This window comes from Catellatospora sp. KI3 (genome assembly GCF_029948125.1).
In the GTDB taxonomy this organism is placed as follows: Bacteria; Actinomycetota; Actinomycetes; order Mycobacteriales; family Micromonosporaceae; genus Catellatospora.
The window spans coordinates 87,246-102,120 of record NZ_JASAMB010000010.1 but is presented as its reverse complement, the minus strand read 5'-3'; the positions used below and the strand labels follow the sequence as shown (position 1 = coordinate 102,120).

The window sequence follows — 14,875 nt, the reverse complement described above, 5'->3', positions numbered from 1 at the left end:
CCGGCGGGCTGGCCGGGTCAACTCGCGACTTCGGTGCCGTACGCCCCACCGGCTTGCAGCAGTTCGCGCGCGGCGGGATGGCCACCGGCCGCTGCGGCCTCGACCCACGGCCTAGCCGCCGCAGCGCCCTCCACCTGGTCGATCAGGCGCGCCAGGTCCCACTGGGCGTCGGCCAACCCGGCCTCGGCGGCGGCCTGCAGCCACCGGCGGGCGGGGTCGAGCTCGCCTCGCACTTTGAGGCTGGTCCCCAGGGCGTGTGCCGCGTACGGGTTCCCGGCTTCGGCGTCGGCCTGCCAGGCCGCTTCCTGCCTGGCTGACCCGCGGTCGACGATGGCCGGAAGCCCGTAGCGCCAGCGCGCTGTCGCCCAGACGGCGAGGACCCCCGCAACGCCCCAGAGCACCGCGCCGACGGTGTTGGCCGCGCTGTGCGTGTCGGACAGGACCAGGATCACGTCGGCCACCACGTACAGCAGCAGACTCAGGCGCATCACCCACGAACTGAGGAAGGCGGCCGCCGGGGTACGTGGGGCCGCGGTCCTACGGAGCATCCCCCAGATGACGGGACCGGAGACGATCAGCGCAACAGTGCCCCACACGTCCGCGTCCTCCTCGCTGCGTACCACCCGAAGCCGTCTCTCCGTGACCGCAGGCGAAGCACGGGCGCGGCACTATGACAGTAGTGCCGTCCAATCCCCACATCCAGCCCGCGTGAGCGACATCGTGCACTGGCTGGCCATCCGCGCCAGTCCTGCGATCGGAGTGCCAGGCCAAAGGCTCAGCAAATACCAGCCTCTCAGGGTTCGCTGTACGTCTGTGCCGCGTGCTGGACCTGAAGTCGCAGGGTGAGCGCCTGTCGGTCGGATCGGCTCACGGTTGTGGCGCTCACTCGAAGGTTGCGCCGGACTGGTCCAGTCGGCGCCGTGCACAGGTTCGTCTCGGTCGCGGGCAGCACCACCGAAGTGGAGGTGGGGCGGCCGTAGACGTCGTAGGCATCGGTCTGCACGGTGTAGGCGTTGCTGCCCGAGTATCGGATCGCCGAGCTCAGCTTGCCCTTGCCGTTTGCCAGGGTGTCGTACACCCCATTCCGCGCGCTTGGTCCTGGTGACGGTGCCGTCGCGCATGGCACGGGCGACGTCGCTGTTGGTGATCCACGCTTTGGTAGTCACACCGTTGCGGGTGCGGGTCGCGGTCGGGCCTTGCGTGACCGGATTGTTGCACTGCGTGACCTCAGGCGCCTGGTCGGTAACTTCACTCGGGACGCCGCAGTCGGACTCGGTCGGCACAGTCACCGACCAGGATGCGGGGTTCCCAACCCCGGGCGGCGATCCGACATCCCGTGAGCCAGAGCTGCTCCGTTCGGACCGACGTTCACGGCCTCACGTGGGGACGACGCCGGCATCAAAATGGACGTCAACGCCCGCCAGGGCCTATACGAGTTCGGCGTACGCATCACATACCTCGACGCCGACCGCCAACTCAACACCTGGGTTGGCACGCCCGACAAACCACTCCGCCTCATCGGCAACTGGAAGGGCGTGTACCGGTTCGGCAGCCCGGTATCGCCCGGCGCACTCCCCGCCGCGCCCGACACCCAGCTTCCCGTCGGACCGCCGGCAGCCGCAACACCGGCGTGCCAGGTACTGAGAAGACGTCGTCGTACGCACAGCCTATGGGTCGATCCCTGCCGATCTCGGCATTGCCGAACGGTCCGGGGTGCCGCATGCTCGGTCAATGATGCCTCATGCCGTACCCACCCGCGATGAGGTGGTGGCCGATCTGCGTCAGGTCCGGGTACTGGGGCTGGTCCGGCTGCGTACGGCTGTGGTACCGGCTCTGGCGGCACTCGCATCCTCGCGGGTCGGCGGCTCTTCTCCCGCGGACCTGGAGGAGATGCTCCGGCAGGCCGTCGCGCTGCTAGACAGCGTCCGGCTGCGGTCGGCGGCAGAGCACACGTTCGGCTTGCTGCCCGGCGACCGCGACAAGGCCGCGCAGGATCGCCGGAAGGCGGCAGCCCGGTCCTACAGCGTGGGTGTCGATCGTTTTCGCAAGCACTATGAGCCCATCGTGCTGGATCAGGTCGCGGAAGTGATAGCACTGTGGCCCGATGTGCTCACCGACACGGGCGTGGCGGAATGGTTGGCCAGCCCGGTGGTCCTGCGGGTGCGGGTCGACGCGGCAGTGCATCTGGTCCAGGTGCACTGCACCTCCATTGACCTGATCCGCGGAGTCGACATCGTGGTTAATCCCACCAACACCTACATGGAGCTGGCGGGCGTCTACAAGAAGTCGGTAGCGGCCACGCTACGGTGGGCCGGGGCCCCAAAGGACGCCGAGGAAGGCATTCTGGTCGACTCGGTCGCCGATGCGCTGCGGGAATGGCGGGTGACGCACGGCGTGACCGGGCAGGTGGTGCCGGGCACGGTCGCCGGCACCTCCGTCGACCCGGCAGCCGAGCTGGCATACCGGCGCATCTATCATGCCGCGATCGCACAACCGCGCGTGGGTACGAACGAATACCACGTGGCGCTGTCGGTCTTGGAGCGAGCAGTTCGAAACGTCTTCGCCCTGGCGCGAGCAGAACGAGACCGGCACGTGCCCTCGCTGTCCTCGATATGCTTTCCGCTGCTGGGCGCAGGACGCGGCGGCCTGGACCCGGCGCAGAGCTTCCTGAGAATCTGGCAGACCGTACAGGAGGAGCTGCGCGGCGACGGCGATTGGCAGATTCACTTTGCGGCAGTCCATCCAAGAGAGGCGGACCTGATCAAACGCGGGCTCTCCAGCGCGGCTTGACCCGTCATGCGGAATCGGGACCATTCCTGGGCGGGTCCTGGACATCGGGTGCCACGACATATCGCTAGGACTGCTGGGCTGACTAGCCTCGCCTCATGGCTGACATGTCGATGCGTGGCCAGGACCTCAGGGACGAACTGATTCGCTGCCGCCGTGGGCGAGCTCTGCTCGCCTCGGACATAGCCGACCGCGTAGGGCCGCAGTTGCGGCGACTGTGCGGAGTGGCCGATGCCGACTCTCCGGCAGCCCTACGGCGCAAGGTGCACCTGCGCCTGATGACGCTGACCGAATCCATGCCCGAGGACATGCGGCAGTTGCTGCTCGCGTCTTTCAGCCTGCCGCCCGGGCCACAGGACCCCTTCCTGAAGGATCGTCTGTCCAAAGTCTCCTCGATGCGCTTCTGTGACAGCAGGACGGTGCGCAGACGTGCCGACGAGGCGTTAAGCCTGCTAGCCGACCTCGCCGACACCACGGACGAAAGCATGCCCCGGTCGGATCCGGATGCGGCTGACTGGGTGCTGGACGCGGTCGAGGCCGTGGTGCGCCTGGACCAGTTAGGGGTCGAGGTCATCGAACGTCGTACCGTCCGCGCCGCCCGGAACGGCCTGGAGCGTATCGAGCTGTCCTTGTGCGTGCCGCCGCACCGCCTGGATTCCGGTCGCGCGGACGGCATCGAACTCGAGCCCTTGCATGGTATGCGGGTACTGGAGATAGAGCGGGTCGGGTTGAGGTTCTTCCGTTGGACGCTGGAGCTACCGCGGCCATTGGAAGTTCAGGAGTGCCACGATGTCGCGGTGCGGATACGTCTCGGGGTCGATCGTCCAATCGCGCCGCACTACGTACTGACGCCACTGCGTCCGTGCCGCAGCTTCCGGCTACTGCTCCAACTGCCGCCCGGTCTGCACGGCGCGCACGTGCAGCGGGTCGATGGGCTGTCCCCGCGGGTCCTGGACGATCCAGTGCCCGTCGGAAGCCGTATCGCGGGCGACCGATTCGGCATGTTCCGGTGCGATTTCACCCATCTGCGACCCGGGCTGGCCTATGGGGCTGCATGGCTGCCGGCCGGATCGGGATGACCGAAACGTTACTCGCTCTCACCGTCAGGGGGACCCGACCGTCGAATACACATGGGACATCTCCTTCCTGTGGTTTCCATCTATCGGTGAACGGCTCTTGCAACTGCACGATCGCATCGATAGACGGGGCGCCACAGGCAAGAAAATGGACAGCACGTCGGATGACAGGTCAATAGCTGCCGGACTGGTAGAAGTGTTGGACAAAAAGTGCCGGGTGCTGGAGTAATCCGGCTCGGCCACCGCGCCTACAACGACCGCCGCGCCGCCCGTTAAGACGATCCGACACCCCTAACGGGGTGTTACTTTACCGATACCCAGCGTTCGCCGGACATTCGAGCGCATGTCGCTTAAGGTCGTGCCGTCTCACAGGAGAGACACACGAAGCCGGCTTCCCCACCATACGAACGGATTATGGAAGGCTCCGGTGATCCCGGTATGACGACAGCCTGCCTGACTCACGAGCTTGCCTCCACAAGCACCGCAAACTGGTATACCAAGCAATTGGCACCGGGCCGTACCAGGGCGTTGCACATCCGTGCACTCGCTGTGCACATCGCGACGACGGGGTTGGTGCCTCTTCACCGCGATGAGGTGCTGGCCAGCGTGAGCCTGCCGCAGTCGACGCTTTACCACCAGTTCGGTCCGTCCGCGGATACCTCATTGCTGCACGCCTGTCGAGACGACATCGGTCGCAGTCAGCAGCCCGGGCCGTTCCAGATCGGTATGGGCCTGGTCGCCGAGGCGAAGGTTTGGAGTTACTGGCCTTTTCGGCAGGGTTGGCTCTTCGAGCTCAGCCGAACCAACCATCACGACCGTCGCCTGGCCGCAGAGACCCTCGTGCGGGTCACGGCCTCCTGGGCGCAGGGACATCCGGCCCTCGCGACTGCGCTGGGGGCCGCACCGCCGATAGCGGTGATCGAGGACCTACTGGTGATCTGCGCTGACGACTCTCTTGTGCCGCGCATCACCTCCTTGCTCGGTGAGGTCGTGCGCCGGGCTGTCGATCCACTCGGCCTCTCCGCGCTGGCAGTGCTCAACGGGGTACGCGGTGAGCTGTTCGCACTGCTCGACGGGGAAGCTATCGACAGCACTCCGAGCGTAGCGGCGCTCATCAATGAATCGTTGGCGCACCTGGCCTGTCGCCTTGGCGACATGCCCGAGGACGAGCGGGACAGGCTGCAGCATCAGCTCTCACCCCAGTTGCGGCTACTGCTCGACCTGCTCGGGGCTCGTGTGCGATGACGGTGGCTGATCAGCGGGAGGAGGCGCAGATGCCCGATTACTTCGTCGCACGTTTGGAGGTCGCCCAGCACCTAGCCGACCGCACGGGCCAAGTTGACGAACTGCTCGTGCTGCTGAACGAGGCGCGTACGGAGCTAGGCGAGGACTGCGTCACAGGCTTCCTCGTCGAATGCACCATCGAGGAGATTCGCAGCAAGTCCCGCAGCGCCGCGGCTTCGGTCACGGCCTGGCGCGAGCTGCACGACCGCGCAGGGCGGCACCTCGAGGACGGCCACACCACCATGATGAGCATCCGGTCGTACGAGGCACGGTATGTGCGTGCGCGAGGAGCTGTCGGCGACCTGGATGAGGGGGTCCGGCTGTACGAGAAGGAACTCGCCCTCCGTACGGAGATCCTCGGCGCTCACAACTACCGCACCTGCATCACCCGCGCGAACCTGGCTGTCGCGCTGCGTGACCGCGGTACCGCCGACGACCTGAAGAGGTCGTTGGGGCTGTTGCGGGAGGAGGTCGCCGCACGGACGGCCATGTGTGGTGCCCACCACGAGTTCACCCAGCAGGCTCGGACGAACCAGGTGCGAACCCTGCTGAGCCTTCACGAAGTGACCCCTGACGGCGATGTTCACGCGACTGAGGCACTGAACCTGGTGTCCTCGCTGATCGGCCAGCACGAGCAGCGGCTCGGCCGCCATCACCGGACGACTCTGACCGCCTACATGCTCCGAGCCCAAGCACTTCGGCTGTGCGGTCGCTCTGCGGAGGCGGCCCGGGACCTTGAGTATGTCCGGGCCGCCATTCACAACTGGGGCATCGACGTGGAGCCGGCCTGGCCGACGCTATGAGACTCAGCCAGTGGCTGCGGCCTAACGTGGCGGCTCTACCCGCATCCGGTAGGCGCGCAGCCGATCGTTAAGCCACTCGATACCGTCCGGTGAGTAGAGCGGACGCGTATGGCTGTGCAGGACCGCCAGGGTACCCGCGAGGCAGCGGTCGCCGAAGAGTACGAACGCCGAGGTGGGGCGATGGCGGTTCGACTGCCAGGCCAGACCCTGCGCCGTATCACTGGCTTGACGCAGCCAGCGCGCCCACGCCCGGGTCTGCCCGTAGTGGCTGGGATCAGTGTTCACCAGCCACTCGTCCTGACCCACTGCCGCGAGGTCCAGTGTCGACCGCAGCGACACCAGGCGCAGCTCGCGGGTCGTGACCAGCGCAGACAGGCAGCGGCCAGCCACCGACGCGTAAGCGAGCAGGCGGTCCCCGTCGCTGTTGGGCCATAGGTCCCTGGCCAGTACCTCGCTCAGCGCCGCCTCCTCGGAGCCGGCGAGGTAGAGGAAGTCGTATGGGTCATCCGGCGTGCTGTCAAAACGGGATCCGCCAAAATGCGGATCCGCTCGGCTGGGGTTGAATGCATCGGAGCTCCATCGATCCTCGTGCACCCGCCAGACCATCGTCCCGGACGGCAGCAGGAAGTGACGAGGCAGGACCGGACCGGTTGGTGGTGGGCTGGCCGGCATGTCACACCCTCTCGCTGACGGCCCGAGCGGCAGCGACCAGCTCGGCGTCGTAGTTGCGTCCGATCAGGCTGACTGGACGGCAGTTCAGCCAGCCGTTGGTGGTGAGCCACCAGAAGGTGGCTCCCCAGGGATCGCGGTCGGCGAGCAGGAGTCGGTTCACCTGCTGCACCACCGGCCACACCTGCTGCGACCCGGTGAACTGGAAGTCGGGTATACGCCCGTGCGGACCCGACGGCAGCACGATCACTCCCTGCGGCGCCGGCAGCTCCGCCTGACCCTCGTGGGCTGGTTCGGCTAGCAGGCGCTCCCGGACCCGGGCGCCAATGTCGTCCACCGCGACGGTGGATTCGAAGAGAAGTTCCGCCAGGGTTCGCAGCGCTTCGTCCAGCGCCGTGGTCACTGCCGCGCTGCTCAGGTCAGTGTCGTCGTCAGCCGCCGCGCGCCGCACCGGATGTTCAGCCGGCAGTTGCCTGATGAAGAACACCATCAGGCGTTGCAGCCCCCGCATCCGCCCCTCCGCCGGGTCCGCGGAGGGCACGCGCACCGCCGCGACCAGATCCCGCAGCTCGGCGCGGGCGGAGCCGGTCAGCCGCACCACGACGTCGACCGCGTACTCCTCCAGTACTCGTATCACGTTCTCTACTGCCATGATCTTCCTCCGGTCAGGCGCCTTGCAGAATGAATCCGGCCCATGATTCGGGATGTTCAAGATCGCCAAGCCCTTGGCCACTCCCGGCCAGGACGACCTCATCCCACAACGCGTCGGGCATCCGGGGCAGGCGGCGGCGGGCCGGATCAGCCATCCAGCGCTGTGCCTGGTGGAGTGCCCGCCGCACTCCCGGGCGGTCGGTCACGGGCGCTTCACGCAGGAAGGCGTGCAGGGCGTACGTGAATATCGCCGTGCGCACCTCCTGTACCTTCCAGCGTGTTCCCACCGCCGCACCGGCCCCCGCGGCCATGAAGGCGTTCGCCAGCGTCAGCGCCTCGTTCGGGTCGGTGGCGGTCAGGTCGCTCGTGCACGCGCTGAGGATGACCAACCCGCCAGGAGCAGACCGGGCCGCCCTTCCGGCCTGATGCAGGATCGCCGCCATCGACAACTGCTGGCCGTCGGCTAGGTCCAGATAGGAACCAGTCGCCGAGTCCACCACCTTCGCATGGCAGCCCAGATGCAGCAGCGAGGCTGCCCCGGCGGCACCGGGCATGTGCGCCAGCACCTGCGCTGCGGTACCGCGGCCCGCAACGGTGCAGGCAAACTGGCCGTACATCACCGCATCGGGGTACCAGGCGTCGCGGATCCCCTCGATCGCCAACGGCACGTAGATCAGGTCGCCCCCCGGGTTGCCCACAAGAACCGGCTGGGTACCGAGTTCCAACAGCTCCCGCCGTGACGCGTCACACAGCTGACGACAGGACGCCGCGAAGGTGATCTCCGCCCGTGCGATGGCGTATCCGCCGGACGAACGAGCAGCGTGCCAGGGAACTGCCGCCAGCGTGCCGCAGGGGACCAGGACCACAGCGGGCTGTACCCGCCCGGTGAGCTCGCAGACGGCCGACAGCACGGGCTCCATCACCGTCGGCCACGCCCAGTCGCACAGCTCACCCAGCGCCTCACGCCACCGCCGACGAGCCGCTCTGCCGTCTTGCGCCGTGCGGACGGCAGCTTCCGCTTCGCCGTACGCGGTCAAGGTGCTGGCCTCGCGCAGGCCTTCCAGATCGACACGTACCGGGTCGTCGCCAGCGCATTGGACCATCGCGAATCCCGCCTGGCCGTCGTGCTCAGGGACCAGGTACACCAGCGCGTCGGCGCGGCAAGAGGCCAGCGCGGCCGCCCGTTCGACCGCGGTGGGAACGGAACGGAGGACCGACTCCTTCATCAACGCCGACACGACCTTCAGCCGGATGCCCGAGGGCGGCTGGGCCTGCAGCCGGGCAGCTGCGGCCAGATGTGACGCATCGAGGCGAGGATCGCGCTGCGCGGCGGACGCTTGGAAGCCGTCCCACTGCGGCTCTGCCTGGCGCCGCTCGGCCAGCCACTGTTCGGCAAGGTCAGGGTGGCCATACCGGCGCAGCAGCTCCGGCACCTCCACGGCCACGGTGGTTGCGTACAGCACCAGGCCGCGACCGAGTTCGAGGGCCTCGACCGCGTCAGTGGGAAGCGGGGGGTCAAGCTCCCCACACCAACGGGCGATCTCGTACGCCCGCTCGGCCGCACCGCGCGCGGCCAGCAGACCGTCCTGAGTTCCGGACTGCAGCAGTACCTCGTCGGTACGGGCGCGCAGCTCCTCCAGTCCGAACACCACCGCCGACCGCCGGTCCTCGCCCAGTCGCGCGTTGCGGTTCCAGTACGCCCGCGACAACTGCCTCAGCAAAGCTGCCGTGGCCGCGTGGCCGGCCTGCTCGCCGCTGAAGAAGTAGGCCAGTTCGAGCTGCTCGATCGCCTCATCGAGATCGGCCGCCGAACCGGTGACCGCCGCTCGCAGCTCGTACCCGAAAGCCAGGCCGCAGAGGTTTCGGCACATACTCCAGCCGGGCATCCCCGGCTGTTCGACGGAAGCATGGAGCAGATCGATACCACGCGTGAACAGAGCGGGCCTCTGCTCACAGTCGCCGGCGAGCAGGGCCTGGGCGAGGTGGGCCAGCCCAGCCCGGGCCAGCGTCGCGGACCGTTCCGACGCCGGTCCTGGTTCCACCAGAGCGACCTCGGCCAGCAGGCGGCAGCCTTCGGCCAGGCGGTCCAGGTCGACGGACTCGCCGTCGACAGCGAGGGCGAACAGGCCCAGCCCCAGCCCCGACATCGCGCGCCCCCGCGCCATGTTGCCCGGCGGCAGCGAGCCGACGACGTGGCGAAGTTCGTCGACTGTCCCGGCCAGGTCGACCTCCCCGGGCAGGCGCAGCGCCCGCAGCACCCGGCTGTACGCCGCCAGCCCCTGGAGCGTGGTCGTCCCCCAGTCGTCACTGCCGCGAGACCGGCTCTCCGCTAGAGCCGCGTTCAGTCTCTCCATCCCGGAGTCGAGATCCTCCAGCGCACCGTGGAGCTGGTACCGGTCGAGGATCGCCGCGCCGAGGGTTGCCTGCACCGTGGGAGCCAGCTCGTCGCCGGGCGGGAGTGCGGCCGCCGCCGCGGTCATCTCGTCGATTGCCGCCGCCATGTCCGCGTAGCGGGTGGTGCGTACGGCGTGCAGCATACGTGCCATGCCGACGAGAAACCGGTCGCGGCCCGCCTGCACCGGATCGGTGCCCGTCTTGCTCGCGACCTGGGCTGCGAGTGCCATCGCCTGATCGACGTCGGCATCGCTCGCGTCCACAGCGGCGTGGCTGACCATGGCACCAGCCAGGCTGCGCAGCATGTGGTCGTAGAGCAGGTGTCCCTCCTCGACCTCGGCGAAGCCGTCGGCGAAGGCCGCCACGGCCGCTTCGATGTCGGGGCCCGTCCCGCTCCGCATCGCCTGCCGCATCAGCGCTTCCGCCAGCTCGGACTGAAGGAGCACCCGCATGGCGTGCCCCGGCGGAAGACCCAATACCGCAGCCGACAGCGTCTCGGTCAGCTCCTCGTGAGCCGGTAACCGCGACGGCTGGCGGATCTGGGCGAGAACGGCCAGGGCCGCGAGTTCGTCACGTCCAGGCCCGGCCCAGTTCTCGGCGAGGCGGCTCACCGAGTCTCCGACGGGGGCCTGCTCGTCGTCGAGCATCAAGGCCGCCAGGCCGCGCAGGCCGTCTGCGAAGTCCGCCAGCTCTGGCGGCATAACCTCATCGGTCGGTTGAGTCAGAATTGTCAATGCCTCCCGGACCCGCGCATCGCGTACACCGTCGGTCATGGCCATCGCCAAGTCGTGCAGTGCGGCGTTGTCGACCAGGTGCCCGGAGCGGGCGTTGACGGCGAGGTCGCGCAGCGGAGCCAGCGCGCCGGTAGGAAACGAGCTGATCAGCAGCACCAGGGCTCTCATGACCTGGCCGCCGGGGAAACCCGGTCCTGCCTCGGCAAGCAGCACGAGCGCGCGGTCGCGGTCGTCGGCGCGCCCGCTTCCCGTCAGATACCGCAGCGCCAGCAGCGTGCCCAGCCGCCCGGTGACCGCCGCCCGGCGCGGGTGGGTCGCCGGCAGCTGCGCCTCTGCCCAGCTCATCGCTGGCAGAATGGCGTCGAGGAGTGGGCTGGTATCGGCGGCCGCCGCGAGCCGGTCGCCGCCCAGCAGTTCCCACCCTCGGTCGGCGACGGCGATGGCGTCTTCGGCCCGGCCGGATTCCTGCCGTGCCGCCAGCTCCCGCGTGAACAGCTCGAGCTCGCCTTCGATCGGAGTCATTCCAGGTCCGTCCTTTCGAAGATCTGGATGGTGATGACGCAGGTTTCGCCCAATCGCAGCTCGGCGCCGTCGCTGACCGGGTGGGCCACCTTCTCGACGATCTCCCGTCCATTGACATAGGTGCCGTTGCTGTAGCCGCGCGGGGGCATCAGCGGACGCACCGTGACGGTTCCGTCTGCAGCGACCTCGACGATCGCGTGTCGACCGTGGACGGTGCCGTGCTTGCCGATGAAATCGGTGTTCTCGGTCCAGGTGGGATCTCGCCCGAGTCGTACGGTAGTGCCGCGCTCGGCGGTGAGTAGACCGCCGTCACCGCTGCGCAGCGCGAGCGCGGGGACGGCGACGGGCGAAAGGCAGTCCGGGCACGTATCAACCGCGGCATCGGGATACGGCCGGCGGCATCGCCAGCAGGAACCGCTCTCCGATGGTGCGTGCGACGGGGGCGCTGGCTCGGGCGCCGGGTCGCCCACACCGCGGGACTCTTTCGCCCGGACCAGCTTCTCCGTGTTGTGGTTCGGGCACCGCTGGCCCGTCGGCTGAGTGAACTCTTCCCCGTCTACCGGGCAGACCCAGCTCATGCCGGCGCCGATCCGGGCCGGAACCGCAGCTGCAGGGTGGCGATACGGTTTGCGTCGCGACCGATGGAGTCGACCACCACTACGCCGTCGGCGGTCTCCTCCCGGTCGAACAGCGCCCGCGCCAGCGGGTTGATCAGATTCGCCTCCAGCGCGTTGCCGATGCCACGGCCCCCGTTAAGCGGGTCCGCGATGCACTGCTCGAGCAGCTGCGCGCGCGCTTGGTCGCTGAGCTCGAGCCGCAGTCGGTGCTCGTACGCCAGGCGGGTCCCGATGTTCCCCAGTTGCAGGTCGAAGATTTGGATGGCGGTCCGCTCGTCGATGAAGTCGAAGACCACGATGTTGTCGCCGAAGCGGTTGAGCAGCTCCGGGCGGCCCAGCTTCAGCCTGAAGTGGTCGCGGATCGCCGCGAGCACCCGCTTCTCTAGCTCCTCGGGGCCGTCGCTGGGGTCCACCAGCAACACCGGCTCCTTGGTGTGCTCGTCGTGGTGCACGACGCCGAGATTCGAGGTGAAGATGAGCACACACTCGGAGAAGTGGGTAGTCTCGCCGTGGCCGTCGGTAAGTCGGCCGTCCTCCAGGATCTGCAGGAACCGGTCCATCAGCCGCGGGTGCGCCTTCTCGATCTCGTCGAAGAGCACGACCTGGAACGGCCGCTCCCGTACCGCCGTGGTGAGCTCGCCGCCCTGGTCGTAGCCGACATACCCGGGCGGGGCGCCGGTCAGCCGGTCCACGGCCTGCTCAGCAGCGAATTCGCTCATGTCGAACCGCAGGTAGGCGTTCTGATCGCCGAAGAGCAGGCCGGCGACGCTCTTTGCCAGTTCGGTCTTGCCGACGCCGGTGGGACCGGCGAAGAAGATGACCCCGCGTGGCCGGTTGACCGCGCTCGGCGCCTGAGCGCCGGACAGGCCGAGCGCCGCGCGCTTGAGGATGTCCAGGGTCCGGTTGACGGCCCGGGGCTGCCCCAGCACCCGCTTCTGGATCATCTCCTGCCCGTCCTGGATCTGGCGGCGCATGACCGCCCGCCGCCAGGGGTTCTCGTCGACACCCAGTTTGTAGATCCGGATCGCGTCGGTGATCTCGGCGAAGGAGAGGCCCCGATCCTGCGCCAGCGTGCTGATCTCCTCCATCGCGCGCAGGGTCAGCCCGTCGGTGCTGTCGGCGAACGCCTTGACCCGGTGGTTGTCCGGATGGTCGGCGGGCAGGCGGTGCAGGTCTTCCTGGACACGGAACACCTCGTAGGCGAGGTTCGCCGCCGCCGAACCGCGGACGTCCAGCATCGGCTTGGGGACAGCCACGTCACGGACGCGCTCGCTGCCGTTGGTGAACCACCCCGGCAGATCGTGCTCCTTGTCCACGAGCCAGATCACGGGGTTGAAAAGCCGGAACGGTCGTCGGCCGCCGCCGGAGACGGGCACCGCCAGCTCTGCGGCCTTGAGGCAGTACAGGAAGAACTCGTGCTCTTGCACCGTCAGCGAGGCAGGGGTGGCGGAGATCCGCGAGGCCAGGTCGATCAGCAGCGCGGCGCGCACGCAAGGTGTGGTCGCCCGCGAGTCCAACGCACCCTCGGTCGCGTTCCGCCCCGGCGGCGGGGCACCGGTGATGGCGGCGAGGTGGGCGCGCATCTGCTCCCACCGGGGTCGGGTCCCCAGCACCCCGGGGAGCAGTCTCTCCGCGGCTTGACGCGCCGCGTCGTCGTCGGGCGGGAAGACATCGAATCCGGCGACCGGGTCGAACGTGATCAGGCAGGCGTAGCCGCTGAGCCGCAGGCGCTCCCAGAGCACCTCCTTCATCGGCAGCAGGTGACACGGCAGCTGCCGCACGTGCCCCGGAAGGTCGGGACTCGCGGGAGCGGGTACGGCGTACTGGTCGTGCACGTTGCCATGCACGACGAACTGCGCATGGACGGCGAGGGTGCCCTCGATCTCCCGGCTGAACGCCGGCCATGCGGTAACGGTGTAGTCGACGCTGTTCGGTTTCATCGGCCGGCCTCCCGGTGCGGCTGTGCCTGCATGGCCTGTAGGGTCGCGCTGGCGCTTGTGTTCTGACGCGATGCGGGCTGCTCGCCGACGATCGGGATGATGCTTTCGGGACCACCGGTGCTGGTCTTCTCTCCGGCAAGGCCGATGTTGGTGAGGGCCTGGCTGAGCGCGGCGGCCTGGTTCTGGAGGAACTCGCAGTGCAGGTGATCCAGTAGCTCGCCCTGGGTGCCCTGCTCGCCGTGCGCCCGGAGCAACTGCCAGTCGATCTTGTTCTGCCCGATACGCAACGTGATCTCGTCGGTGCCGAGGTCGCCGTGGCCCAACCGCAGGGAGTCGAGCTCGCCATCCAGGTCACGAATCTCGCCCTTGATGTCGTAGCTGTTCTCCAGGAGGAACTCCTGGACCCGTTCGAACATGAACGCCCGCTGCGCCTGCCGGCCGGCGCGGTCGATCAGCACCTCGGCGCGGCTGCGCAGCCCTTGGTCCAGGCGCTCGTCACCCCTGGCCACCCGCTCCAGGTCGGCTACAGTCTGGGCGTCAGCTGGACGGAAGGCGCGCACGATCGGCTCGGCCATCAGCAGGTCCAGGTACCGCAGGGCGAACTGCCGCTCCTCGGCGTGCAGCAGCGTGGCCTCGTTCGCCTCGTCGACCATGATCCTCAGCTGGTCGACCTCCAGTTTGGCCACGCCCAACTGCGGCGCGTCGAGCGCTCGTGCCGCCTGCGCGGTGATCGCCGTATAGGTGTCGGCGGCCATGCCGGGCGCCAGCTTGCGCAGGAGGTCGTCGACCAGCTTGGACACGGCGTTGCTGGCGCGAGCGGGGACGGCGCCGGTCGCGGGGATGACCTCGGGCTGGTCGATCAGCAGCGTGCCGCTGTACCGCTCGTCGAGCTGGGCGAGTCGTTCAAGCTCCACTCCGCTGAGCGGGGCGGCCTCACGCCGGCGAGACAGCGCGGCCCGCTCCGCTGCCAGCACGATCTGACGGGACGCGGCGACGGCCTCGTCGGCAGCGTGGCACCAGTCCCGCACCTGGCACAGGTTCTTGCCGGCCAGGTCCAGCGGCGGAGGCAGCGGCACGTCGACGCCGGCCCGCGCTGCCTGTCCGGCCAGGGTGCGCAGCCGCGAGTTGCGCCAGGCGCTGGCGGCCACGGCAGCCTGCCAGTCCCGGGCGATCTCCATCACGGCGATCCGGTCTTCCTCCTTGCGTTTCATCGCCTCGTCGAGCCGGATCAGCGCCTCGGCGCCGGCCTGCGCCCCCGCCACCGCGGCGCGGGCGAGCAGGAAGGCGGCCGCTCCTGCCGCGACCACGGCGGCCGCCCCCGTGGCGGCGGCTACCAGTGTCTTGCCCGTGAGAGCGGCCACAGGCGCCACCGACACGTGTGGTGCCGCCGCGACCGCT

12 protein-coding genes are annotated in these 14,875 nt (G+C 68.6%); 4 read left to right on the top strand and 8 right to left on the bottom strand.

What is annotated here, in order from left to right; genetic code table 11:
* Positions 1 to 17: 17 nt before the first annotated feature.
* Positions 18 to 548 carry a hypothetical protein gene (locus tag QEZ54_RS17880; protein WP_281305771.1) on the bottom strand — a complete coding sequence of 177 codons (531 nt, stop codon included), beginning with the start codon at positions 546 to 548 and terminating at the stop codon, positions 18 to 20.
* Positions 549 to 793: 245 nt separating this feature from the next.
* Positions 794 to 1,078, bottom strand: a complete 285-nt coding sequence (locus QEZ54_RS17875) for a hypothetical protein (protein WP_281305770.1) — start codon at positions 1,076 to 1,078, stop codon at positions 794 to 796.
* 653 nt (positions 1,079 to 1,731) lie between these two features.
* Here QEZ54_RS17875 and QEZ54_RS17870 point away from each other — a divergent pair.
* The 4 genes from QEZ54_RS17870 (at position 1,732) to QEZ54_RS17855 (ending at position 5,950) form a co-directional block, all read left to right on the top strand.
* A complete protein-coding gene (locus QEZ54_RS17870; RefSeq protein WP_281305769.1) occupies positions 1,732 to 2,790 on the top strand; it encodes a hypothetical protein in 1,059 nt (352 codons plus the stop codon).
* 95 nt (positions 2,791 to 2,885) lie between these two features.
* A complete protein-coding gene (locus QEZ54_RS17865; protein ID WP_281305768.1) occupies positions 2,886 to 3,866 on the top strand; it encodes a hypothetical protein in 981 nt (326 codons plus the stop codon).
* Positions 3,867 to 4,277: 411 nt separating this feature from the next.
* Entirely contained in the window at positions 4,278 to 5,108 is an 831-nt protein-coding gene (locus QEZ54_RS17860; RefSeq protein ID WP_281305767.1) for a hypothetical protein, read from the top strand.
* 29 nt (positions 5,109 to 5,137) lie between these two features.
* Entirely contained in the window at positions 5,138 to 5,950 is an 813-nt protein-coding gene (locus tag QEZ54_RS17855) for a hypothetical protein (RefSeq protein ID WP_281305766.1), read from the top strand.
* 21 nt (positions 5,951 to 5,971) lie between these two features.
* Here the strand turns inward: QEZ54_RS17855 and QEZ54_RS17850 are convergent, their stop codons facing one another.
* Genes QEZ54_RS17850 through QEZ54_RS17825 form a run of 6 tightly spaced genes read right to left on the bottom strand, consistent with a single transcriptional unit; the run spans position 5,972 to position 14,838 of the window.
* Entirely contained in the window at positions 5,972 to 6,622 is a 651-nt protein-coding gene (locus QEZ54_RS17850) for an RES family NAD+ phosphorylase (protein ID WP_281305765.1), read from the bottom strand.
* Between the two features lies 1 nt (position 6,623).
* The gene (locus tag QEZ54_RS17845) at positions 6,624 to 7,271 is read right to left on the bottom strand and encodes a hypothetical protein (protein ID WP_281305764.1); all 648 of its coding nucleotides are present in this window, start codon (positions 7,269 to 7,271) and stop codon (positions 6,624 to 6,626) included.
* A gap of 13 nt (positions 7,272 to 7,284) precedes the next feature.
* Entirely contained in the window at positions 7,285 to 10,920 is a 3,636-nt protein-coding gene (locus QEZ54_RS17840; protein WP_281305763.1) for a CHAT domain-containing protein, read from the bottom strand.
* Entirely contained in the window at positions 10,917 to 11,498 is a 582-nt protein-coding gene (locus QEZ54_RS17835) for an FHA domain-containing protein (protein ID WP_281305762.1), read from the bottom strand. The genes QEZ54_RS17840 and QEZ54_RS17835 overlap by 4 nt, the downstream gene beginning before the upstream one ends.
* On the bottom strand, positions 11,495 to 13,477 hold the full coding sequence (locus QEZ54_RS17830) for an AAA family ATPase (RefSeq protein WP_281305761.1): 1,983 nt from the start codon (positions 13,475 to 13,477) through the stop codon (positions 11,495 to 11,497). The genes QEZ54_RS17835 and QEZ54_RS17830 overlap by 4 nt, the downstream gene beginning before the upstream one ends.
* The gene (locus QEZ54_RS17825; protein ID WP_281305760.1) at positions 13,474 to 14,838 is read right to left on the bottom strand and encodes a hypothetical protein; all 1,365 of its coding nucleotides are present in this window, start codon (positions 14,836 to 14,838) and stop codon (positions 13,474 to 13,476) included. The genes QEZ54_RS17830 and QEZ54_RS17825 overlap by 4 nt, the downstream gene beginning before the upstream one ends.
* Positions 14,839 to 14,875: the final 37 nt, after the last annotated feature.